20 protein-coding genes and 1 pseudogene are annotated in these 22,244 nt (G+C 73.3%); 9 read left to right on the plus strand and 12 right to left on the minus strand.

The window, feature by feature from the left end; genetic code table 11:
* Window positions 1-546 (minus strand): hypothetical protein, encoded by a 546-nt coding sequence (locus tag AB0946_RS17660; protein WP_366761498.1) that lies wholly within the window; start codon window positions 544-546, stop codon window positions 1-3.
* A gap of 105 nt (window positions 547-651) precedes the next feature.
* Complete coding sequence (locus tag AB0946_RS17665) at window positions 652-1,437, minus strand: aspartate/glutamate racemase family protein (RefSeq protein ID WP_366761499.1); 786 nt, start codon at window positions 1,435-1,437, stop codon at window positions 652-654.
* A 39-nt stretch (window positions 1,438-1,476) separates the two neighbouring features.
* Here AB0946_RS17665 and AB0946_RS17670 point away from each other — a divergent pair, with 39 nt between their 5' ends.
* Window positions 1,477-2,670: a glycosyltransferase gene (locus tag AB0946_RS17670; protein WP_366761500.1), complete on the plus strand. Its 1,194-nt coding sequence runs from the start codon at window positions 1,477-1,479 to the stop codon at window positions 2,668-2,670.
* A 6-nt stretch (window positions 2,671-2,676) separates the two neighbouring features.
* Here AB0946_RS17670 and AB0946_RS17675 read toward each other — a convergent pair whose 3' ends face one another.
* Window positions 2,677-3,876, minus strand: coding sequence for a TerD family protein (locus AB0946_RS17675; protein WP_366761779.1), 1,200 nt, complete (start codon window positions 3,874-3,876; stop codon window positions 2,677-2,679).
* Between the two features lie 293 nt (window positions 3,877-4,169).
* Between AB0946_RS17675 and AB0946_RS17680 the strand changes: the two genes are divergently transcribed.
* The 4 genes from AB0946_RS17680 to AB0946_RS17695 all read left to right on the plus strand — a co-directional run bounded on the left by AB0946_RS17680 (window position 4,170) and on the right by AB0946_RS17695 (window position 8,957).
* Window positions 4,170-4,610: a DUF6643 family protein gene (locus AB0946_RS17680; RefSeq protein WP_366761501.1), complete on the plus strand. Its 441-nt coding sequence runs from the start codon at window positions 4,170-4,172 to the stop codon at window positions 4,608-4,610.
* Between the two features lie 45 nt (window positions 4,611-4,655).
* Window positions 4,656-5,480, plus strand: coding sequence for an MOSC N-terminal beta barrel domain-containing protein (locus AB0946_RS17685; RefSeq protein WP_366761502.1), 825 nt, complete (start codon window positions 4,656-4,658; stop codon window positions 5,478-5,480).
* 202 nt (window positions 5,481-5,682) lie between these two features.
* Complete coding sequence (locus AB0946_RS17690; RefSeq protein WP_366761503.1) at window positions 5,683-6,288, plus strand: hypothetical protein; 606 nt, start codon at window positions 5,683-5,685, stop codon at window positions 6,286-6,288.
* A gap of 230 nt (window positions 6,289-6,518) precedes the next feature.
* Window positions 6,519-8,957, plus strand: a complete 2,439-nt coding sequence (locus AB0946_RS17695; protein ID WP_366761504.1) for a right-handed parallel beta-helix repeat-containing protein — start codon at window positions 6,519-6,521, stop codon at window positions 8,955-8,957.
* Window positions 8,958-8,974: 17 nt separating this feature from the next.
* On the opposite strand, the gene AB0946_RS17700 is transcribed toward AB0946_RS17695, so the two are convergent.
* Window positions 8,975-11,422: a hypothetical protein gene (locus AB0946_RS17700; RefSeq protein ID WP_366761505.1), complete on the minus strand. Its 2,448-nt coding sequence runs from the start codon at window positions 11,420-11,422 to the stop codon at window positions 8,975-8,977.
* Window positions 11,423-11,707: 285 nt separating this feature from the next.
* On the opposite strand from AB0946_RS17700, the gene AB0946_RS17705 reads away from it, so the two are divergent.
* Complete coding sequence (locus AB0946_RS17705) at window positions 11,708-12,541, plus strand: DeoR/GlpR family DNA-binding transcription regulator (protein WP_366761506.1); 834 nt, start codon at window positions 11,708-11,710, stop codon at window positions 12,539-12,541.
* An 83-nt stretch (window positions 12,542-12,624) separates the two neighbouring features.
* A complete protein-coding gene (locus AB0946_RS17710) occupies window positions 12,625-13,098 on the plus strand; it encodes an SRPBCC family protein (RefSeq protein ID WP_366761507.1) in 474 nt (157 codons plus the stop codon).
* Here the strand turns inward: AB0946_RS17710 and AB0946_RS17715 are convergent, their stop codons facing one another.
* The 8 genes from AB0946_RS17715 to AB0946_RS17750 form a co-directional block, all read right to left on the minus strand.
* On the minus strand, window positions 13,099-13,887 hold the full coding sequence (locus AB0946_RS17715; protein WP_366761508.1) for an enoyl-CoA hydratase/isomerase family protein: 789 nt from the start codon (window positions 13,885-13,887) through the stop codon (window positions 13,099-13,101).
* An 81-nt stretch (window positions 13,888-13,968) separates the two neighbouring features.
* Entirely contained in the window at window positions 13,969-15,231 is a 1,263-nt protein-coding gene (locus AB0946_RS17720) for a cytochrome P450 (protein ID WP_366761509.1), read from the minus strand.
* Between the two features lie 101 nt (window positions 15,232-15,332).
* Window positions 15,333-16,646, minus strand: coding sequence for a cytochrome P450 (locus AB0946_RS17725; RefSeq protein ID WP_366761780.1), 1,314 nt, complete (start codon window positions 16,644-16,646; stop codon window positions 15,333-15,335).
* Between the two features lie 223 nt (window positions 16,647-16,869).
* A complete protein-coding gene (locus AB0946_RS17730) occupies window positions 16,870-17,472 on the minus strand; it encodes an ATP/GTP-binding protein (protein WP_366761510.1) in 603 nt (200 codons plus the stop codon).
* Complete coding sequence (locus AB0946_RS17735) at window positions 17,447-17,821, minus strand: DUF742 domain-containing protein (protein ID WP_171158786.1); 375 nt, start codon at window positions 17,819-17,821, stop codon at window positions 17,447-17,449. The genes AB0946_RS17730 and AB0946_RS17735 overlap by 26 nt, the downstream gene beginning before the upstream one ends.
* The gene (locus AB0946_RS17740; RefSeq protein ID WP_014671109.1) at window positions 17,818-18,219 is read right to left on the minus strand and encodes a roadblock/LC7 domain-containing protein; all 402 of its coding nucleotides are present in this window, start codon (window positions 18,217-18,219) and stop codon (window positions 17,818-17,820) included. Before AB0946_RS17740 ends, AB0946_RS17735 begins: the two co-directional genes overlap by 4 nt.
* Window positions 18,216-19,421 carry an ATP-binding protein gene (locus tag AB0946_RS17745; protein WP_366761511.1) on the minus strand — a complete coding sequence of 402 codons (1,206 nt, stop codon included), beginning with the start codon at window positions 19,419-19,421 and terminating at the stop codon, window positions 18,216-18,218. Before AB0946_RS17745 ends, AB0946_RS17740 begins: the two co-directional genes overlap by 4 nt.
* 246 nt (window positions 19,422-19,667) lie before the next feature.
* The gene (locus tag AB0946_RS17750) at window positions 19,668-20,792 is read right to left on the minus strand and encodes a PLP-dependent cysteine synthase family protein (RefSeq protein WP_366761512.1); all 1,125 of its coding nucleotides are present in this window, start codon (window positions 20,790-20,792) and stop codon (window positions 19,668-19,670) included.
* A gap of 305 nt (window positions 20,793-21,097) precedes the next feature.
* On the opposite strand from AB0946_RS17750, the gene AB0946_RS17755 reads away from it, so the two are divergent.
* Window positions 21,098-21,421, plus strand: coding sequence for a hypothetical protein (locus AB0946_RS17755; protein WP_366761513.1), 324 nt, complete (start codon window positions 21,098-21,100; stop codon window positions 21,419-21,421).
* A gap of 323 nt (window positions 21,422-21,744) precedes the next feature.
* Window positions 21,745-22,176 (plus strand): annotated as a pseudogene (locus AB0946_RS17760) (ATP-binding protein); the annotation flags it as partial.
* Window positions 22,177-22,244 lie beyond the last annotated feature (68 nt).

A 22,244-nucleotide genomic window follows, 5' to 3' on the forward strand; every position in this document is an offset into this window, starting at 1 on the left:
TCAGGCCGCCGTCCCCGGCTTGATCGTCCGCAGGCGGTCCCTGATGACCCGTACCGCCGTTTCCGCGTTGTCCACGGTGATCGTGAACGTGTGACCGTCCCACAGGCGCAGCACGATGCCCTCGCCACGGCGTACGACGACCGCGGTCCCCTTCTCGGGGCGCCAGCGGTAGCCCCAGCCGCCCCAGTGCCGTGGGGTGACGAGGGCGGTGAAGTCGGCACCGGCCACGTGGGAGAGCGGGATGCGGCGGCGCGGCAGGCCCATGTGCCCGCAGCGCACTTCGACGCACTCCTTGTCGAGCTTGAGGTCGACGTGCACGAAGGCGAGCGTGCCGAATATGACCAGCAGGCCGGCCGCGATGCAGCCCACGACGGACATCACGAGCGGGGCGGCGCCGGAGCCCCAGGCCGAGTCGACGGCCAGCTCGATGCCGAGCGCCATGCAGGCGGCACCGACCAGCGCGAGCAGCCACTGGACCCGGTTGGTGGCGCGTCCCGTCCAGACGTCCGGGCGCGGGGTGTCGTCGGCGTCGGGGTGGTCCCTCATGGGTACGAGGTTACTCAGGTTTCGCACCACGGGTAGGGCGTGGCACGGGGTGACTGGCCCGGCCGGGGCACGGCGGGCCGTGCGGCCGGGCCGGTTCCGCGCCGGTCAGCGGACGGGGCTGACGGCCTGGAGGAAGCGGCCCTCCTCGTAGGAGAGCGCCGTGTCCGGGAGGGTCGCCTCGCGGCCGCTGAGCAGCACGGTGAGCGTGGTGTCGGCGGCGGCGGCCGGGACCGACTCCGCTCCGATCCGGCGCAGGGCCTGGGCGGCCACCGCCCCGGCGGTGCCGTGCAGGATGAGCGGCGGACGGCCGGGCCGCTGGACGGCCGCCCGGATACGCTCGGCGACCAGCTCGTAGTTGGTGCAGCCGAGGACGAGCGTGGTGACGTCGTCGGGGGTACGGGCGGCGGCCGAGGCGATGGCCGCGTCGATCGCCGCGTCGTCCGCGTGGTGCACGGCGTCCGCGAGACCGGGGCAGGCCACCTCGGTCACGGCCACGCCCGCCGCGAACTCCTCGATCAGGCCGCGCTGGTAGGCGCTTCCCGTGGTGGCCGGGGTCGCCCAGATCGCGACGGGTCCGCCGCCCGCCGCGGCCGGCTTGATCGCCGGTACGGTGCCGATGAGCGGCAGGTCCGGCTCGAAGCGGGCCCGCATCGCCGGCAGGGCGTGCACCGACGCCGTGTTGCAGGCCACGATCAGGACGTCGGGGTCGTGTGCGGCGGCGGCCGCGGCGACCGCGATGGCCCGCTCGGTGATGTCCTCGGGGGTGCGCGGTCCCCAGGGCATGCCGTCCGGGTCCCACGACAGCACGAGATCCGCGTCGGGCCGCAGTCGACGTACCGCGGCGGCGGCGGGCAGCAGGCCGATTCCGGAGTCCATGAGCGCGATCTTCACCCGGCCACGATAGACGATGGGTCCTCGGAGGCCGGCCGGGTGGGGCAGACTGCGGCCGTGAGCGCCTTCCTGTGGATCACCGTCGTATCACTGGCCGCCTGGTGCTGGCTGCTGCTCGGCCAGGGCTTCTTCTGGCGCACGGACGTCCGGCTGCCGCGGCGCCGGGACCCGGACGTGTGGCCGTCGGTCTGTGTGGTCGTACCGGCCCGGGACGAGGCCGCCGTGCTGCCCGCCGGCCTGCCGTCGCTGCTGACGCAGGACTATCCGGGACGCGCGGAGGTCTTCCTGGTGGACGACGGCAGTACGGACGGCACCGGGGACCTGGCCCGCGAGCTGTCCCGGCGGCACGGCGGGCTCCCGCTCACGGTGGGAACGCCCGGGGAGCCGCCCGCGGGCTGGACGGGCAAGCTGTGGGCGGTGCGGTACGGCATCGGGCTGGCACGCGCGCGTGACCCCGAATACCTGCTGCTGACGGACGCCGACATCGCGCACGCCCCGGACAGCCTGCGCGAGCTGGTGGCGGCGGCCGGCACCGGTGGCTTCGACGTCGTGTCACAGATGGCGCGGCTGCGGGTGGCGAGCCTGTGGGAGCGGCTCGTGGTCCCGGCGTTCGTGTACTTCTTCGCGCAGCTGTATCCCTTCCGGTGGATCGGCAGGCCGGGCTCGCGCACCGCCGCGGCGGCGGGCGGCTGCGTCCTGCTGCGCGCGGACATGGCCGAGAAGGCGCGCATCCCGGAGGCCATCCGGCACGCCGTCATCGACGACGTCGCGCTCGCGCGCGCGGTGAAGGGCGCGGGCGGCCGGGTCTGGCTGGGGCTGGCCGACCGGGTGGACAGCGTGCGCCCCTATCCGCGGCTGCGCGACCTGTGGCGCATGGTCGCGCGCAGCGCCTACGCGCAGCTGCGGCACAGTCCCCCGCTGCTGCTGGGCACGGTCGCCGGGCTCGCGCTGGTGTACCTGGTCCCGCCGGCCGCCGTGGCCGTGGGCGCGGCCCGCGGCGCCGCGGCGGTCGCGCTCGCGGGGGCCGCGGCGTGGGCGGTGATGGCGGGGACGTACGCGCCGATGCTGCGTTACTACCGGCAGCCGCTGTGGCTCGCCCCGCTGCTGCCGTTCACCGCGTTCCTCTATCTGCTGATGACGGTCGACTCGGCCGTGCGGCACTACCGCGGGCGCGGGGCGGCGTGGAAGGGCCGCACCTACGCCCGTCCGGACGCCGTGGCCGACGAGGGCTGAGCCCGGTCACTTGCGGCCGGGCGTCCAGTTCATGCCCCAGCCGTAGGCGCGGTCCATGGTCCGCTGCGGACTCACCCCGCGTTCCGGCACCAGGTACCGCGCCTCGCGCTGGACGAGCAGGTCGCCGCCGGTGTTGGTGATCAGCGCGAGCGCGCACACCGGGGAGTCGACGGTGCACTCGTCCAGCGTGAACTCGATGGGCGCGCCGTGCTGCGGCTGGAGGGTGACGGTGGCGTGCAGGTCGGCGAAGGAACGGGCGCCCTCGTAGATAGTGACGAAGACCAGGATGCGCCGGAAGTCCCGCGTGTGGTCGAGATTGATGGTGAGGTTCTCGCCGGCCGCCAGGGCTCCGGTGCGGTCGTCGCCGTCGAGGTGGATGTAGGGCGGCCGGTGGAGCGAGCCGAAGGCGTTGCCGAGGGCCTGTACGACCCCCTTGCGGCCGTCGGTGAGTTCGTACAGCGCGCACAGGTCGAGGTCGATGTCGCCACCGCCGCCCCAGCGGCCCCAGCCCGTGGACTGCTTGCGCGTCTGCCAGTTGAGGTTCACCCGCATCGCGCCCGACGTGCCGCCCTGCTTGGCCAGCGAGACGGAGGGGGACGCCTTGGTGAGGGTGACCTTGGAGAGGCGGACGGGCTGGGCCGGGGGCGGCGGGGCGGGGGCCGGCGCGGCCGGCGGCGCGGTGTGCTGCGGTTCGTCCACGGTGATGCCGAAGTCCGTTGCCAGGCCTTCGAGTCCGCTGCTGTAGCCCTGGCCGACGGCACGGAACTTCCAGCCGCCCTGGCGGCGGTAGAACTCGCCGAGCACGAAGGCCGTCTCGACGGTCGCGCCGGTGCTGTCGAAGCGGGCGACGACCTGGCCGGAGGCGGCGTCGGTCACCTCGATGGAGAGGTCCGGGACCTGTCCGAAGGTGCCGCCGTCGGCGGAGGCGGCGAGGACGATCCGTTCGACGGCACCCTCCACGCGCGCGAGGTCGACCCAGAGGGTGTCGGTGACCCGTGCGCCGGTCGTCCGCTTGCCCTCGTGGCGTACCGCGCCGGAGGAGTGGGCGGGCTGGTTGTAGAAGACGAAGTCCCCGTCGGAGCGGACCTTTGCGCCGGCGAGCAGCAGCGCCGAGGCGTCGGCGTCCGGGACCCCCGGGCCGGAGCCCCGGCCCACTTCGACGCGCAGCGCCGTGGTGGGCACCGCTGTGTTGGCTCCTTTGGGCATTGACATGTCCGCCCCCTCACGTGTCGGCTTCCGGGTCCCGCCCCGCGTCCCGGTCATCCCTACCCGCACAACCTATGGCCGGGTGCGCCGCACGCCCATGAGCGGCACAGGAAGATCGCCGGTCAACCGCCGGTAACCCGGGAGGAACTCGGCCTTTACACGATCCAAACGTTGATCGGCGTCCCTTTTTGCCAAGTTCGCTCGTATTGAGGATCCCAGGCTCCTACCGACACGGAAAACAACCCTCTTATCGGTCTCCCCAACCAGCACATCGTGGGCTTAACTTATGTGCCATGACCTCCCCCCGCTCCACTTATGGTGGCGGCTACTACTCCGCCTCCTTCCCGGACACCCCGATCTACGACTCGCTCGTCGCCGAGCGGGGCACCCCGCAGATCGCCCCGATCCGGGTCCCCGCCGCCTACGACACGGGCAGCAGCCTGCCCGCCCTGCCGTCGGCCCTCCCCGCCCTCCCGGCGGCACCGGTCCAGCAGCAGCCCCCGGCCTACGGCTACCCGCAGCAGCAGCCCGCACCGCTGCAGCAGGCGCCCACGGCGTACATCCCGCAGCAGGCGAGCGCCCCGCGCGGCTATCCCGGCCCGCAGGCCCCGCAGCAGCAGCGGCCGATGGCGCCGGGCAACGGGTACGAGGCCATGCGCCCGGCCGCGCCGCGGCCCGCGCCGGCTCCCTACCAGGACCCGTACAGCAACCAGCAGCAGTACCGCGGGTACTGACCGCTCGCGTCCCGGCTGTCCGTGCCGCCTGGCACGATGGACGGCATGGGACACGTCGAAGTGGAGTCGATCCACGTCCACCCGGTCAAGGCGTTCCGGGGCCTCTCGCCCCGAAAGGCCGTCGTGGAGCCCTGGGGCCTGGCCGGTGACCGGCGCTGGGCGCTGATCGACCACGGGGGAAAGGTCGTCACGCAGCGCGACCAGCCGCGTCTCGCCCTGGCCGCCGCCGAGCCTCTGGCCGGCGGCGGCCTGCGTCTGTCCGCGCCCGGTCTGCCGCCGCTGACGGTCGCGGTGCCGGAGCCGTTGGCGACCGTGCCGATGGACGTGTTCGGCACGAAGGTGGAGGGGGTCCCGGCCGACCCGGCCGCGCATGACTGGTGCAGCGCCTTCCTGGGGCACGGGGTCCGTCTGGTGCACCTGGACGACCCGGCCACCCGCCGCCCGGTCGACCCCGTGTACGCGCTGCCCGGCGAGACGGTGAGCTTCGCCGACGGCTATCCCCTGCTGGTCACCACGGTGGCCTCGCTGGATGCCCTGAACTCCCTGATCGCGCAGGGGCCGGACGCGCACGAGGGCCCGCTGCCCATGAACCGGTTCCGGCCGAACGTCGTCGTGGCGGGCACCGAACCGTGGGCCGAGGACCACTGGACGCGGATCGCCGTCGGCGAGGTCGTCTTCCGGGCCCCCAAGCCGAGCGGACGGTGCGTGGTGACCACGACCGACCAGGCCACGGCCGTGCGCGGCCGGGAACCGCTGCGCACCCTCGCGCGTCACCGCAGGACCGGCGGAAGGCTGCTGTTCGGGCTGAACCTGGTGCCCCTCTCCCCCGGCACGATCAGGGTCGGCGACCCGGTGCGGGTGCTGGGCTAGGGACCGGCCCGCGCACGGCCGCCGGTGATGATCCGGCGGACCGGGAACCAGGGTGCGGGTGCCGGTCGTTGAGCCGGCGTGGGAAATTCGTGAGGAGCCGCGTGCGTCAGGTGCCGCGGCGGACGTGAGGCGCTCCCACCCGGTCCGGTCCGGGGGCGAGCGCGGATGCCGGGGATCGTGACGGACCGGAAGGGGGTGGGACATGCGAGCACTCAGTGGTCTGTGGCGCTGGCGGCACAACCCGCTGTGCCGCGCGACCGATCTGGCCGAGGCGTGGGTGGCCCTGGTGGCGCTGCTGCTCATCGCCGTGGCCGCGCCCGTGGCCGGCTGCCTGGTCGGTGCCGCCGCCCAGGACTCGCTCCAGCGGTCCGTGCTGCAGCAGCGGCACACCCGCCATCCGGTCACGGCCACCGTGGTGCGGGACATGGGCGGGGCCCTGCCGGAGACCGACCCCGACGCCGCTTCCACGCGCGAGACCGGCAGCCGTGTCCTCGCGGACTGGACCGCACCGGACGGCACCCCGCGGCACGGCCCGGTCCTCGCGGACCTCAAGTCCCCGCACCAGGGGGACCACTTCCGGCTCTGGACCGATCCGCACGGCCGAATAACGACCCGCCCGCTGGACTCCGCCACGGCGACGACGCACGCCGTGCTCGCGGGAGTCGGCGCGGCCCTGCTGACCGCCGCCCTGGTCGAGGGCGGCCGGCGCCTGACCGTCTGGCGCCTGGTCCGCCGGCGCTACGCGCGCTGGGACCAGGCCTGGGACCGGGCGGGCCCGGACTGGGGCAAGGCGGGCACCGGCAGCTGACGGCCTTCCGGCTCTGGTCAACCCGGCGTGCACGCACGCGCTACGGTGGACCGGCCGAAGCGCATTCGGCGACAACCCGCGGGTGCGTGAACCCCGGGGGCACAGGACTCCACGGGCGCCGACGCGCTGACGCCCAGGGGGACCGAGCACGGCCGCGGTCCGGGCACCGGCGGCAGCGCCCCGGCGGACAGCGAGCCATCAGTACGACGAGGTGGGGGCACAGCAACGCCATGGCACAGGGCACGGTCCAGGTGACGCACACCGGTACTTCGCGGTGGCGGCGCCGCACGGGTGAGTACGCATCGCTCGCCGCCGCCCTGGAGGCCGCCGCCGACGGCGACGTCCTCACCATCGCTCCCGGTACCTACCGGGAGAACCTCGTCGTCCAGCGGGCGGTGACCCTGCGTGGACCCGAGGGCTCGTCCGGCTCGGTGCGGATCGCGCCGGTGGACGGCGTCCCGCTCACCGTGCGGGCCTCGGCCGTCGTGCAGGACCTGCACGTGGAGGGGCAGGACGCGGCGGCACCCGCGCTGCTCGTCGAGGAGGGCACGCCCGAGCTGATGGACGTGCGGATCGTCACGCGCTCCGCCGCCGGCATCGAGGTGCGCGGGGGCGCCCGCCCGACCGTGCGCCGGTGCACCGTCGACAACCCGGCCGGCATCGGCATCGCCGTACTGGACGGCGGGGGCGGGGTGTTCGAGGAGTGCGAGATCGTCGCCGCCGGGCAGGCGGGCGTGGCGGTGCGCGGCGGGGCCCATCCCCGGCTGGAGCGGTGCCGGGTGCACCACGCCTCCGGTACCGGGCTGACCGCGACCGGCGAGAACTCCTCGCTGGAGGCGGTGGGCTGCGAGATCTACGAGGTGCGCGGCTCCGGGGTGCAGGTCACCCAGCGGGCCACCGCGCACCTGACCGACTGCGAGGTGCACCGCACCACCGCCGACGGCATCACCCTGGACACCGACGCGGTGCTCACGCTCGCCGACTGCCACCTCCACGACATCCCCGAGAACGCGGTCGACCTGCGCTCCCGTTCGGTACTCACGCTGACCCGGACGACGGTCCGCCGGTTCGGGCGCAACGGCCTGTCGGTGTGGGACCCGGGGACCCGGGTGGACGCCAACCAGTGCGAGATCTTCGACAGCACCGGCGACTACCCGGCGGTGTGGGTGAGCGACGGGGCCACCGCCGTACTGGAATCCTGCCGGGTGCACGACGTGCCGGACGCACTGTTCGTACTGGACCGCGGCTCCCGCGCGGACGTCGTCGACAGCGACCTGTCGCAGGTGCGCAACACGGCCGTGTCGGTGAGCGACGGGGCGACCGCGCAGCTGGCCGACTGCCGGATCAGGGAGGCGGCCACCGGTGCCTGGTTCCGCGACCACGGCAGCGGCGGCACGCTCGACAACTGCAGCCTGGACGGTACCCAGACGGGTGTGATCGTCACCAAGGGCGCCGACCCGACCATCGAGCGGTGCACGGTCGACTCCCCCGCGGAGGCCGGTTTCTACGTCTCCGCGGGCGGCCGGGGCAGCTTCCTGAACTGCCGGGTCACCGGCAGCGGCGGCTACGGCTTCCATGTGATCGACGGCTGCCGTACCACGCTGCGCAAGTGCCGTACGGAGCGGTGCGCGCGCGGCGGGTACGAGTTCGCCGACGCCGGCCCGGACGCGGGGCCCGGAACCGGACCCGTCGTGGAGGACTGCACCAGCGACGAGAGCGGCGGTGTCCGGCCGCCCGCGGCCCGGGAGGCGGCCGTGGAGACGGTGACGCAGCCCGCGGGCCTGCTCGGCGCGCTCCCCGGGCAGCGGGCGGCGGAGCAGGTGCCGCCCGTGCCCGTGGCGGAACCGGAGAAGCCCCAGCGCACCTCGAAGGACGTGCTCGGGGAACTCGACGCGCTGGTCGGCCTGGAGAGCGTCAAGCGCGAGGTACGGGCGCTGACCGACATGATCGAGGTGGGCCGGCGCCGGCAGCGGGCGGGACTGAAGGCGGCCTCCGTCAAGCGGCACCTGGTCTTCACCGGCTCCCCCGGCACCGGCAAGACCACCGTCGCCCGGCTCTACGGCGAGATCCTCGCCTCGCTGGACGTGCTGGAGAAGGGTCATCTCGTGGAGGTGTCCCGGGTCGACCTGGTCGGCGAGCACATCGGTTCCACGGCGATCCGCACCCAGGAGGCCTTCGAGCGGGCCCGCGGTGGCGTGCTGTTCATCGACGAGGCGTACGCGCTGTCCCCGGAGGACGCCGGGCGGGACTTCGGCAAGGAGGCCATCGACACGCTGGTGAAGCTGATGGAGGACCACCGGGACGCGGTGGTGGTGATCGTCGCCGGGTACACCGCGGAGATGGAACGCTTCCTGTCCGTCAACCCGGGCGTCGCCTCCCGCTTCTCCCGCACCATCACCTTCGGTGACTACGGCCCCGAGGAACTGCTGCGGATCGTGGAGCAGCAGGCCGACGAGCACGAGTACCGGCTGGCGCCGGGCGCGGCCGAGGCGCTGCTGAAGTACTTCACGGCGATCCCGAAGGGCCCGGCGTTCGGCAACGGCCGCACCGCCCGGCAGACCTTCGAGGCGATGGTGGAGCGCCACGCCAGCCGCGTCGCCCAGCTGCCCGACCCGACCACCGACGACCTGACCCTGCTCTACGCGGAGGACCTGCCGGACCTGCCCTGAGCCGTACCGCGGGCGGGTCACGCCGGGGGACCGGCGGCCTCGCCCGGCGGCCCCGGCTCGGTCTCCGGGCGCTGGCCCGGCAGCTCCGGGCGGAGGCGGGTGAGCAGGCGGGCCCGCTCTTGGGTGAAGGCGGGGTCCGACTGGTAGTCGGAGTGGCCGAGGATCGGGGCCGGGAGCGGGTGGTCCGGGGTGCGGCCGTAGACGAGGGGGTCCCGCAGGGGCTCGTGGTCCACGTCGGGGCAGGTGTCGTCGGGGCCGCGGACGGGGCCGCCGATGGGGTCGGTCCGCCGGTGGAGGTTGCGCCAGCAGTCGATGTCGTGGTGCAGGGCGGCCAGGGCCGGCGGGCCGAAGTGGGCCGGGAACCAGCGGCCGTACAGGCGTTCCAGCGGAGAGCCGTAGGTGAGCAGGGCGACCCGCCCGCGGACGGACGGCGGGAGCTGCCAGGCCGCCGCTGCGGCGAGGACGCTGCCCTGGGAGTGGCCGGACAGCACCAGCCGGCCCCCGGTGCGCCGGGTCCAGGTGGCCATGCGCCAGGTCAGGTCCGGTACCGCGCGCTCGGCGTAGCAGGGCGGTGCGAAGGGGTGGGCGGCGCGCGGCCAGAAGGTGCCGACGTCCCAGAGGATGCCGATGGTGCGCCGGGCCGAGGCGTCCTTGTAGGCGCGTCTGCCCCAGGTCACGAACAGCAGGAAGCCGAGGCCGACCAGCCAGGAGCCGAGCGCCTGCGAGGTCTCGGCCACGGCCCGCACGAGGTGGTGGGTGTGGTGCGCGGCCCCGTCGGGCGTCTTCCTCGTGACCAGGGCTCCGGCCAGCGCCACGGAGCCCAGGACCAGGGTGGCGGCGGTGAGCACGGCGACGACGAGCGGCGCCCGGTCGGTGAGGGTGGCCATGGCCCGCGCGTGGGCGATGGCGCGGGTGCGGGACGGGTCCTCGGGCTCACCGGGGTGCTCACGGCGGACCCGGTCGCGTTCGGCGCGGGCGAGCCGGGCGGTGTGCAGGGCGAGCCCGGCGGCCAGGAGCAGCAGGGTGGCGAGGAGCGGCGGGATGACGGACGCCTGCCAGGTCAGCAGCACCGGCGGACCGGTGAGCAGGGCGCGGGTGCCGTCCAGCCAGTCGGATACCCGCTGGGCGACCCCGCCGGAGATCACACCGCCCAGCGCACAGGCGAGCAGGGCGACGGCGGGACCGCCGAGGCCGCGCATCGCGGCGCGCGGGTCGGGACGGCGCCGGTGCAGGTATCCGGCCACGGCGGCGAGGGCGACGACGAGCACGCCCTGGGCGAGCATGAGGGCGCCGAAGGAGGGGTCGCCGGGCAGCCGGCCGGTGGACCGCCAGCCGGGCCGGGACCAGCCGGCGTACACCAGCGCGAGCAGCAGCAGGGCGAGCGCGGCGAGCGGCAGGCGGCGTACGAGGTGCCGGTCGAGCCGCTGGTCCGGCCGCCTCTCGCTGCGGCCCCGGCGGCAGACCACCGCGACCACCGCCGCTGCGCCGGCGAGCAGGGCCGCCGCCAGCAGCAGGCCGAGCACGTCCAGGACGGCGGGCCCGCCGGACCGGTGGTCGAAGCGGACCGCGGGGGTGGTGACCGCGCCGGTCACCGTGAGCAGGCCGGCCGCGGTGTGCGCGGCGCGCAGCCGGGCGACCAGGCGGCGCCCGTACCAGAACCCGGGCCGCACCAGCGCACTGCCGTGCACGGCGGACCCGGCGTCGTCACCGGGCGACTCCGCCCCACCCGAGCCGGCTCCGCCGCCGGCCGGCCCCGGTCCGCTGCCGACGGGCTCGTGGCCGTCACCGGCCGGGTCCGGGGCGGAGGGCAGCGGTCGGTGGGACTCGTAGGCGCGCCAGGTGCGGCGGGAGAGGTACCACAGCAGGCCGGTCAGCGTGACCGGCAGTGCCGCCGCGAGGGCCAGCCGGCGGCCGGGGGCGCTCCACCAGCCGCCGGCCGCGGGGGACAGGAAGCCCAGCCAGGAGTGGCGGCGGACGCAGTCCTGGACGCCCGCGCACTGCCAGGCGACCAGGTCGAGCGCCACCTCGCAGGCGGCGGCCACCAGCAGCACGGTCAGGGTGAGGGCGGACAGACGCACCAGGAGGCCGTAGAGCCGGACCACACGCGGCCGGCCGGGTGCGGCCGGCCGCATCCAGTGGGCGAGGTTCACCACCATGAACGGCAGCAGCAACAGCCACAGGGCACGGCTGCCGTCGCCGGAGGTGAGGTTGCACCAGACGTACGCCTCCCGGACCGGTCCGCTCCGCGGCTCCCGCCCCGCCTCTCCCCCGGCCCCGCTCCCGTCCAAGGCCGCCCCGGTGTCCACGGCGCGCCGGAAGACGGCGGCCGTGTCGTCGCCGGTGACCCGGACCGTGCGCGGATCGCCGAGCATCTTCTCCGGCGTGGTCCCGCCGACCCCGTGCACCAGCAGTTCCAGTTCGGTCTCCGGCGGCTCCCCGTACCGGGCCCCGTAGGGCCGCTCCACCGGACGTTCCCGCGCGCGCTCCACTGTTCTCGCACTTCCCCCATGACGCCCTGACGCCTGTGCCGTGCGCGCTCCAGGATCTCCGGTCCGGCGGCCGCGCACACCTCTCGTCACGGAATCTCCCCGAACCGAGTGCCGGCGGACGGGGCGCGACGCGGTGGCGCAACCGGCGCCGACCCGTGAAAAGATGGGACGCCCGCACACTGCCGGACAGATGGAAGTTCCTGGTCGGGGCCGGTGCGCCGGGCGTGGCGGACGGATGGCGGCGAAAGGACCGGAGCGTACGTGAGCGAGAATCAGAACCTCCTCGCGGAGCAGCGCCGCGCCCTGATCGTGGACGAGGTCCGGCGCCGGGGCGGGGTACGGGTCAACGAACTGACCCGCAAGCTCGGTGTCTCGGACATGACGGTGCGCCGCGATCTGGACGCGCTCGCCCGCCAGGGCGTGCTGGAGAAGGTGCACGGCGGCGCGGTGCCGGTGGTCGAGGCGAGCACGCACGAGCCGGGGTTCGAGGCGAAGTCGGGGCTGGAGCTGACCGCCAAGGAGGACATCGCGCGCGCCGCGGCCCGCCTGGTCGCCCCGGGGGCGGCGATCGCGCTGTCCGGGGGTACGACGACGTACGCGCTCGCGCAGCACCTGCTGGAGGTGCCCGACCTGACCGTGGTGACGAACTCGGTGCGGGTCGCGGACGTCTTCCACTCGGCACAGCGCACCGCGGGGCAGCGGCAGGGGTCGGCGACGGTGGTGCTGACCGGCGGGGTGCGCACCCCGTCGGACTCGCTGGTGGGGCCGGTGGCCGACCAGGCGATCGCCGCGCTCCACTTCGACCTGCTCTTCCTCGGGGTGCACGGGATATCGGTGGAGGCCGGCCTGTCCACGCCGAACCTCGCGGAGGCGGAGACCAACCGGCGTCTGGTGCATTCCGCGCGCCGGGTCGTGGTGGTCGCGGACCACACCAAGTGGGGCGTGGTGGGGCTGAGTTCGTTCGCCGCGCTGGAGCAGGTCGACACGCTGGTGACCGACGCCGGCCTGCCCGCCGAGGCGCGCGCGGAGATCTCCGAGCACCTGCGGGTGCTGGTGGCGGGCGAGCCCGGGGACGAGGACGGCACAGACATCTGAGAGCCCGTCAGTTAAGCTGACGGTGTCCGGTTGACGATGCCCGGTCAACCACCTGCTCCAGTGTGCACGAGGGGGTTTCGTCCATGGCTCGTCGTCTGCGCCCGGTGGATCCCGGCTTCATCGGGACCGCCCCCGTACGCATGGTCTTCGCGCGGAACATCTCCGCCCCGCCCGAGCGGGTCTTCCGTGCGCTCGCCGAGGACGTGCCCGGCTGGGCCGAGTGGTTCGCGGCGGTGACGCTCGCCCGGGCCATCGACGGCGGCTCCGGGCGGGAGATCCGGCTCAGGGGCGGAGGGCGGTTCATGGAGACGGTGCTCGTCGCGAAGGCGCCCGAGGTGTACGCCTACCGCGTCGACAGCACCAACGCGCCGGGCGCCCGTGCCCTGGCCGAGGAGTGGCGCCTGACGCCCCGGGACACCGGCACGCGGGTGCGGTGGACCTTCGCCGCCGACGGGACGGCGGCGTTCCGGCTCGTCCTGACGCTGGCCCGGGCGGGCCTGGGGCGCGCCTTCCGTGACGCGGTGACGTCCCTGGACGAGTACGTGTCCCGGCGGTGATCAGCCGCCGCGGGCGTGGTGCGCCTCGGACACGACCGCTGCCATCAGTTCGGCGTCCAGCGCCGAGACGTCGGCCAGCCGGGAGGCGGCCGAGAGGGAGTTCAGCAGGGTCTTGGTGACGCGCAGCGCCGCCGGGGGACGGCGGACGATGGGCCTGGCCCAGGCGTCGACGGCCGCGTCCAGCTGGTCAGCCGGCACGACCTTCTGCAGGATGGACAGGGAGTGGGCCTCCGCCGCGGTGAACGCCCGGCCGGTGAGGACGAGTTCGCGGACGCGGGCGGCGCCCACCTCGTTGATGAGCCGGGGCAGCAGGCCGCCCCAGGCGGTGGGGAGCCCGAGGGTGAGCTCGGGCAGCCGGAAGGTCGCGTCCTCGGAGCCGACCCGCAGGTCGCAGGCGAGTGCCAGGGCCATGCCCGCCCCGATGGCCTTGCCCTGGACGCGGGCGATGGTGACGGCCGGGTTCCCGGTCAGGGCGTCGCAGACGCGCCGCGCCTTGGTCCCCGAGGCGCGGATGCCGCTGCCGGTGGGGTCGGCGGCGAGGTGCCGGGCGAACTCGCCGCGGTCCCCGCCGAGGCTGAAGTCCTCGCCGCTCCCGGTGAGGACGAGAACCCGGACCGCAGGGTCCTGGTCCTGGAGGACGGCCAGGAGCTCGTCCAGCAGGGCGTCGGTGACGGTGTTGCCGTGCTCCGGGGTGTTCAGCTCGATGGTGAGGACCGGGCCCTCCCGGTGGGTCCGCAGGGTCTGCCGTACGGGGCCGGCCGGGAGAGCCGTGAGGGGGAGGGCGGTCATGTCGTCGCTTTCGGGGGAGTCATGTCGTCGTCGGTTCCGGGCGGGTCTGTCGTCGGGTGCGGGAAGTTCGCCTCCAGGAGGTCACGCGGTCACCATGAGGGAGGTGACGCGCCGGAAGACCATCCGGCTCGCATACGTCGGGGCCGCGGTCGGCCGCAGGGTGGGGAATCGTTCCAGCAGCTCGCTGAGGAGCAGGCGGGCCTCCAGCCGGGCCAGACCCATGCCCAGGCAGTAGTGGGCCCCGCCGCCGAAGGTGAGGTGGGCGCCCTTGCGGCCGATGTCGAACACATGCGGGTTCGCGTTGCGGCGCGGGTCGTGGTTGGCGGCGCCGTACAGGACGTGGACGGTGGTGTCCTTGGCGATGGGGACGCCGGCGAGGACGGTGTCGTCGGCGGCGTACCGGGAGTTGAGGTGGATGGGCGGGTCGTAGCGCAGCACCTCGTCGATCGCGGCGTCGATGTGTTCGGGGTGCGCGCGCAGCCAGTCGGCCAGGGCCGGGTCCCGGGTGAGGAACCACACGGCATTGGTCAGCAGGGTGGCGGTGGTCTCCAGGGACGCGATGGTGATGAACATCGTCAGGTCGTAGAGCGTCTGGTCCGCCGCCGCGCGGTCGTCGGGGTACTGGGCGTCCCAGTAGCGGATCCAGCCGGAGAGGACATCGTTGCCAAGGTGCCGGCGCCGGTGGGCGATCAGACGGGTGAAGTAGGCCCTCATCTCCAGCGTGGCCTGGGCGGATACGGCCAGTTCGCTCTTGGTGGGCAGGAGTTCCTGGGCGTGGACCTGGCGGTGGGTGAAGTCCAGGATCCGCGGGAAGTGCTCGGCCGGGATGGCGAGCCACTGCCCGACGGTGTGGATCGGGAGCCGGTCGCCGACCGTGCCGGCGAAGTCGGCCTCGCCGCGGGTGCGCAGCCGCGAGGCGAGGCGGTCCAGGAGCCGGGTGACATGGCCGGCGATGCCGGGCCGCATGGCCTCCAGGGTGCCGCGGTCGAAGAGGTTGCCCAGAGCGCGCCGCTGGAAGGTGTGCTCGGGCGGGTTGAGGCGGGAGAGGGTCCGCGTCATCTCCCGCGTCGCCGGCTCCCGCCAGCGCCTCGGGTCGGGCTGGCGCTCCTGCCAGTCGAAGTCGGGGACGAGCCAGTTCCTGCCGCGCAGCACCTGGCTGCACGCCTCGAATCCGGTCACGAAGTACCCGCCCCAGGGCGCGGGCACCACATCGCCCAGCGCGCGCAGTTCCTGCCAGACGGGGCGGGGGTCGGCCAGTCCCTCGCCGGACCTCAGGCGGCGAAGGAGGGGGATGACGACTCGGCGGTCGGGGGTAGTACCGCGTATGACGCCAACGGCGGTCACGCAAAGCTCCTCTGCTGGGCGCTACCGTTACCGCCGGAACCTACCCTTCCCCTCTCCCTCGTCATGCGCCTGACAGTGTTGCTCCTGTCACATGCCGCACATCAGACCCGGAAAATGTCCAGGAAACTGCTCCAGAATCCCTTCTTCCTGGCCGGCTCGTGGCGACCGGCGGAAGCGGCGGAGGCCGGGACCGCGGGCAACGGCTGCTCCGCCGCGGCGGAGCCGGTGCGGCTGCGGAGGGCGGAGACCATACGGGTGGCCGGGGTCGGGCTGAAGGCCACGGGCAGCGCGACCAGGGCGCGGTGGAACGGCCCGGGCCGCCATTCCAGCTCCTTCTCGGCGACGGCCAGGGTGAGGTCGGGCAGGGCGTTGAGGATCTTCTCGATCGCGGTGACGGCGATGACCTGCGCCGGGTCCTTGGCCGGGCACGCGTGCGGACCGGCTCCCCAGGCCAGGTGGGCGCCCTTGCCGCGCTTGCGGCGGGCCTCGGCCAGCGCCGGATCGCTGTTGGCCGCGGCGAAGCTGATGACGACCGGCGTGTTGGCCTCGGCCACCACTCCCCCGAGGTCCACGTCCTGCACCGGGTAGTGGGTGGCGTAGTTGGCGATGGGCGTCTGGTTCCACAGCACCTCGTCGATCGCCTCCTCGACCAGCAGCCCGGAGTCGCGCCCGCTCGTGTCGGGTGACAGCAGCAGGAGCAGGGCGTTGCCGATGAGATTGCGCTCGGGCTCCACGCCGGCGCCCATCAGCATGACCAGCTGGTCCTTGAGTTCCTCGTCGGTGAGCCCGGCGGGGTGCTGGATCAGCCAGGAGGTGACGTCGTCACCGGGCTGGCGGCGCTTGAGGGCGATCAGCTCCATCAGGCAGGCGGTGAGTTCCTCGTTGGCGCGCAGGGCGTCCTTGCCGTCGAAGATCGCCGACATGGCGCTGGTGAGGGTGTCGCCGATGTCCGCCGGGCAGCCGAAGAGCTTGTTGAACAGCAGCAGCGGCAGGAGCTTGGCGTAGTCGTTGAGCAGGTCGGCCCGGCCGCGCTCGCTGAACTGGTCGATGAGGTAGTCGGCGATGGGCTCGACGTCACGGCGGATGCGGGTGATGTTGAGCCGGGCCAGGCTGTCCGTGACGGCCTTGCGCAGCCGCAGGTGCACGGCGCCGTCGGTGAACAGGCAGTTGGGCCGGTAGGCCATCATCGGCAGCACCGGGCTGTCCAGCCCGACGCGCCCTTCGTTGAGCGCCTTCCACCGGCGGGCGTCCCGCGCGAAGAGCGTGGAGTTCTGCAGCACGCGCAGTGCCATCTCGTGGCCGACGACCAGGGTCGCGTCGACGCCGGGGGCGAGTTCGACCGGTCCGGCCGGGCCGTGGGCGCGCAACCGGTCGTAGACCTGCTGCGGATCGGCGGCGAACGCGGCGTCGTGCATGGGGCATCTGCTGGCGGGGGCTGACTGGCGGTCCATGGGGTTCCTTCTGCTGGCTCCGGGCCGAGGGGCCGGGCGGATGGTCCCGGCCGGGGCCGGGGGCCGTCCGGGCCGGGGGCCGGGGGGTGGTGCCGGGCCGGGGTCCCGGCAGAGGTCCCGGGCCCGGGCAAAGGGCCTGAGCCCGGGATCGGGGGGTGGGCGTGCGGGGCGGCCGCGGGCGGTCGTGTCAGGCGGCTCGGGTGAGCAGGTGCCGCACGAGCGCGATCAGCGCGTGGGCGGAGGACTGCCGGTCGCGGGCGTCGCAGTAGACGACGGGGGTGTCCGGGAGCAGGTCGAGGGCCTCGCGCACCTCCGCCTCCTCGTACACCGTCCCCGCCTCGAAGCTGTTGACCGCGATGGCGTACTCCAGGCCGTACCGCTCGACGAGGTCGATGACGGGGAACGTCTCCTCCAGCCGGGCGGGGTCGACCAGGAGCAGCGCTCCCAGCGCCCCGCGGGCCATGTCCTCCCACAGCTGCATGAAGCGCTGCTGTCCGGGGGTGCCGAACAGGTACAGCACGAGGTCGTCGCTGAGTGTGAGCCGGCCGAAGTCCAGGGCCACGGTGGTGGTGGTCTTGTCGGCCACGCCCCTGAGATCGTCCACGTGGAGCGACGCCTGCGTCATCTTCTCCTCGGTGCGCAGCGGGGTGATCTCCGACAGGGAGCCGATGAAGGTCGTCTTGCCCACGGCGAAATGCCCGACGACCAGGATCTTGGCAGCGTTGGTCACCGCGCTGGAGACGTAGATGGAGCCGGGGGCCGTCTCAGCCGATGAGGGATTGGAGTCCATTCAGAACCTTTTCCAGGGTCGCTCTGTCAACGTTCTGAGCCCGGGGCGGCTCGGCGCGGCGCAGGAGGTGTCCCTGCTCGAATAAATCGGTCAGCAGCAGCCGGGCCACCCCCACCGGCAGTCCCAGGTGGCCGGCCACTTCGGCGACCGACAGGTAGCCGCCCGCGCACAGCTTCCAGATCGCCATCACCTCGGGGCCGGCTCCCAGCGGGGGTGTCCGGTCGGGAGCGATGGTGACCAGGGTGTGCAGCGCCAGGTCGTCCGAGTCCGGCAGCGTCCGGCCGCCGGTGATGACGTAGGAGCGGACGAAGTCGCTGGTGACGGAGGCTTCCTCGCCGGGGGTCGTCATGCGCCGGCACCGTTGTCCGAGCGGGGCGCCACACTCATCGCCTTGCTCAGGCCCGTGACCGTCTTCTGCATGCGGAACGACATGGCCTCCATGTCGACGTCCAGCGCGGCGGAGACGGCGAGGTAGGAGCCCTGGCCGGCGGCGATCAGGAAGATCCAGCCGCCGTCGTACTCCAGCAGCGTCTGCTTCCAGATCCCGTGTCCCGCTCCCACGAACCCCGCGACGGCCCGGCTCAGCGACTGCATGGAGCTCATCGCGGCGGCGTTCGTCTCGGCGTCGTCCCGCCCGATGTCGTCCGAGCGCTGCAGCAGCAGGCCGTCGCCCGAGACGAGGATCGCGTGCCGGGCTCCGCGTACCTCGAGCACGTCGTTCAGCACCCAGGACAGGTCGATGTTCACTTGTTGTCAGGTCCTTCCGTGGTGTTCGTGGTACGCCCGAGCTGAGTTCCGCGCGCGAACGCGCCGAGCCGGGACGCCGTCACCTCGCTGGCGGGCTCGGGCGTGACCTCCGGACCGGCGGTGGCGTCGAGTGCCGGGACGACCGTGACGGGGCCGCTGCGTCGCCGGCGTTTGGGCAGACCTCCCGAGGTCGTGCCGACCACGTGGGTGGGGCCCACCACGGGGACCGGCGCCAGCCGCTGGGGGGCCGCCTCCGGGCCCGCGGCGTCCTGGGCGTCGGCCGCGGGGGCGGGCGCGTCGGGCGCGAGGAGGCTTTCGGGCACACGGATCACTGCACGCACTCCGCCGTAGGGGGACACGGAACCGACGGAGACGGCGAAGCCGTAGCGGGCGGCGAGCATGCCGCACACGGCGAAGCCGAACCGCGGCGGATCGCCGAGACCGGTGATGTCGACCGGACCGTCGACCGACAGCAGGGCCGCCGCCCGGTCCTTGGTCTCCTGGTCCATGCCGAGCCCGGCGTCGTCGACGATGAAGCACACGCCGGTCGGTACGGTCTGGATGTTGACCTCGACCGGGGTGCCGGGCGCGCTGTAGTTCGTCGCGTTGTCCAGCAGCTCGGCCAGCACGACGGCCACCGGCTCGACGGCCTTGCCGACGAGGGAGACGTTCACCTGCGAGTGGACGCTGACCCGGTTGAAGTCCTTGATCCGGCCCTGGGCGCTGCGCGCGACGTCGTAGACCGTGGCGGCGCCCTCCCGCCGGCCCAGCCAGCCGCCGCACAGCACGGAGATGCCCTTGGCCCGGCGGCCGAACTGGCTGCCGGTGTGGTCGACCGTCATCAGGTCGGCCAGCATCTCGGTGGTGTCGCCGTACTTCTTCAGCAGGCTGTCGAGGAGCACCTGCTGCTCCTCCGCGAGCGACTGGAGCGTTCCCATCGCGGACTTGAGCACCGCCTTGGTCGCCGCCTCGGCGTCCGCCCGGACGTCCGCGAGGTCGCGCTGGTGCTGGGCGGTCAGCGTGGCGATGTGCGCGTGGAGCTCTCCGACATCGCCGCGGGCCTCGCCGAGTCCTGCCTCCAGGTCCTTCTTCGTTCTTCGGAGCGCCATATTGGTTCTCCGGGCCCTCATCACCGCGACGACCGCAGCGACGAGCACCACCAACAAGACCCACAGCAGTGGATCCTGAGTCAATGACGTCATGAGACTCTCTTCAAGTCGCATCGCGCCGGGAACGTGAACAGCGCGACGGTGCCTTCGAGACTGTCCCCCAGACGCGTTCATGACACGCCGTCAGTCCACTGAAAAGTGGGATGATCTTATCAGCCGCTTAGATCCAACCGGCTTTCAGAGGGCCTCAATTGAGACGTCACCAAACCCTCACAACCCCGCAACCCGCCTGACGCGCGTCGGCTGCCCGAGGAGGAGCCGCCCGGGGAGGGGGACGACTCAGTCCGGCCACACGCCGGTGGCCAGGAACGTGTCCACCGCGGCGGTGTACGGCGCGATGTCCAGGCCCTGCGCCGCGAGCCACGCGTCCGAGTAGTACTTGTCCAGGTACCGGTCGCCCGGATCGCACAACAGCGTGACGACACTGCCCGTACGCCCTCCGGCCACCATCTCGGCGACGATCCTGAACGCGCTCCACAGGCCGGTCCCCGTCGAGCCGCCCGCCTTCCGGCCGATGGCCGCCTCCAGGGCCCGTACGGCGGCGACGCTGGCCGCGTCCGGGACCTTCATCATCCGGTCGATCGCGCCGGGCACGAAGCTCGGCTCCATGCGCGGCCGGCCGATGCCCTCGATCCGGGAGCCGCAGTCGCAGGTGACGTCCGGGTCAGCGGTCGTCCAGCCCTCGAAGAAGCAGGAGTTGTCCGGGTCGGCGACGCAGATGCGGGTGTCGTACTGCATGTAGTGGACATAGCGCGCGAGGGTCGCGGAGGTGCCGCCGGTGCCCGCCGTGGCGACGATCCAGGCCGGCTCCGGGAACCGCTCCAGCCGCAGCTGACGGAAGATCGACTCGGCGATGTTGTTGTTGCCGCGCCAGTCCGTCGCGCGTTCGGCGTAGGTGAACTGGTCCATGTAGTGACCACCGGTATCCACCGCGAGGCGTGCGGACTCCTCGTACATCTTCCGGGGGTCGTCCACGAAGTGACACCGCCCGCCGTGGAACTCGATCAGGCGGATCTTCTCCGCGCTCGTCGTGCGCGGCATGACCGCGATGAAGGGCACGCCGATCAGCTTGGCGAAGTAGGCCTCGGAGACCGCCGTCGAACCGCTGGAGGCCTCGATCACCGGGCGGTCGGGACGGATCCAGCCGTTGCAGAGGCCGTAGAGGAACAGGGAACGGGCGAGCCGGTGCTTGAGGCTGCCGGTGGGATGGGTGGATTCGTCCTTGAGGTAGAGGTCGATACCCCACCGCTCGGGCAGCGGGAAGCGCAACAGGTGCGTGTCCGCCGATCGGTTCGCGTCGGCCTGAACCTTGCGGACGGCCTCTTTCAGCCAGTCACGGTAGGCGGGATCGCTGCGGTCGACGTCGAGGGTGGCGCCGGTGCTGATCTGGGGAGTGGTGCTCACGGCGGGGCTCCTTACGCTGCTCGCCGACGGCGCCTCACGCGGGCCGGCAGGTCGAGCATAGGCAGCTTTCACACCGCTTCCCACCTGCATAAACGCATCTTTGAGCCACCCAAAGACGCGCTGGGGCACGGATGAGCGAGCCCGAGGGGGGCGCATGGGCGCGAGTGCTCCGGGCGGCTGCCGCGCGCGCCCCGCGCGCACTGGTGCTCCACGCCGAGCCGGGGCAGACTGCACGCGACGGGACCACCGTCCCGAACGGGGGCGCGACAGGGGACCACGGGTACACCGCGAGGGGGCGGCCAGACATGGCGGAACCGGAGTTCACGGCCACCGGCGTGCGCATCGGCAGACGCCTGCGATCGCTCACCCGGGCCGGACAGGTCCGGATCAGCGACGGCAGGCTGCAGTTGCTCACCAGCTACGGCAGCGAGATAGACAGCGCGCCGGTGCAGGCGGTACGCGCGTCCAAGCCGTGGTTCGTACCGGACGACCGGGCGCTCGCCGACGTCAACGGCACCCGGTACCTGCTGACGATGGGCGCGCGCGACCCCGCGCCGGGCCGGCCCGGGCCGCCCGCCGCACGGCGGTTCGTCGAGGCGGTCCGCCGGGCGGCGGGACGCGGCGGCTGAGGAGCGCGCCCGCCCACGACCGGCGACGGTCAGCCGCACACGCCGACCGGCGGCCGGTCGCACATGTGGAACGGCGGCCGGTCGCACGTGCTCGGCGGCGGCCGGTCGGCTACGCCGAGCAGCGGTCGGTCGCGGCGAGTTGCGGGAGCGCATCCGCTGCGCCACGCTGGTCTCACGTCACTCTGGGTTTACCGGCGATAACGCTGCGAACCAGCCCGCCGGCCACGACAGCAGGCGGACGTTTGGACGCAAGCACCCTGCTGGATCCGTTGTTCTCCGTGTTCTTCCGGTTCCTCCGGACCTCACATCGGGGAGTCGCAGCCGTGATCAGTCACCCAAGCAGGCACTGCACGGTGGAGCTCCAAGCCCTGCCGTCGCGGATCGGCCAGGTCCGCAGAATCGTATCTGCGCAGTTGCGCTACTGGCATATGGACCCGTTGATAGACCGGGCCGCGCTCGGTGTGACGGAGTTGCTCAGCAACGTCCACCGGCACGCCAGGCCCGACAAGTCGTGCACCGTCGAGCTGGAGCTGCTGCCGGACCGGCTCACGGTCTCGGTGCGCGACCACGATCCGCGTCTTCCGGTGCCGGCCGACGCCACGGAGGCGATGGCCGCCACGCCGCTGGCCACCTGTGGGCGGGGCCTGGCCATGGTGGCCGCGGTGAGCGAGAGCTGGGGCGCCCGCCCCGACGGCGAGAACGGCAAGGTCGTCTGGTTCACGCTCCCGGCCCCGGTGACGGCCCGCAGCCATCCGCCGGGATCGCCGCGCGGAGCGGTACGGGGCACTCCGGCGCCCGCCGCGGCGAGGGCGGCCGTACCCAC

Source organism: Streptomyces sp. NPDC046870 (assembly GCF_040704595.1).
GTDB classification, from domain to species: domain Bacteria; phylum Actinomycetota; class Actinomycetes; order Streptomycetales; family Streptomycetaceae; genus Streptomyces; species Streptomyces argyrophylli.